The sequence below is a fragment of the Methylophaga sp. UBA5088 genome (assembly GCF_002414625.1).
Lineage (GTDB): Bacteria > Pseudomonadota > Gammaproteobacteria > Nitrosococcales > Methylophagaceae > Methylophaga > Methylophaga marina.
Window position 1 is genome coordinate 12,724 of the sequence record NZ_DIAC01000032.1, and the last position, 395, is coordinate 13,118.

A 395-nucleotide genomic window follows, 5' to 3' on the forward strand; every position below is an offset into this window, starting at 1 on the left:
TGCTGTATTCCTTCCTGTGAAATCAGTCGGTGTGATGGGTGATGGTCGCCGTTACGACTATGTCGTATCACTACGCGCTGTAGAAACGATTGATTTCATGACAGCCCGCTGGGCCAATCTGCCTTATGATTTTCTGGATCTTGTTTCACGTCGTATCATTAATGAAACAGCCGGTATTTCTCGGGTTGTTTACGATATCTCAGGCAAACCCCCCGCCACGATTGAATGGGAATAAAACAAAAACATTGTCTAATCAGTGGTCGAGTTCAAGGCGTCAGTTACCGCTACTCGGCCCAGCAACAAGCTCATCAACTCGGCGTAACAGGATGGATCAGAAATCTGACTGATGGTCGAGTTGAACTACTCATTCAAGGTGAAACCGAGCAACTGGAAAG

The 395-nt window shown here is 46.8% G+C and carries 1 protein-coding gene and 1 pseudogene; both read left to right on the top strand.

Going from position 1 to position 395, the window contains the following annotated elements:
- Nucleotides 1–235 (top strand): annotated as a pseudogene (locus tag B4K20_RS04270) (GMP synthase (glutamine-hydrolyzing)); the annotation flags it as partial.
- Nucleotides 226–395: acylphosphatase (locus B4K20_RS04275; RefSeq protein ID WP_289282054.1), on the top strand; the 170-nt coding region annotated here is incomplete at its 3' end. The pseudogene B4K20_RS04270 and the gene B4K20_RS04275, both read left to right, overlap by 10 nt.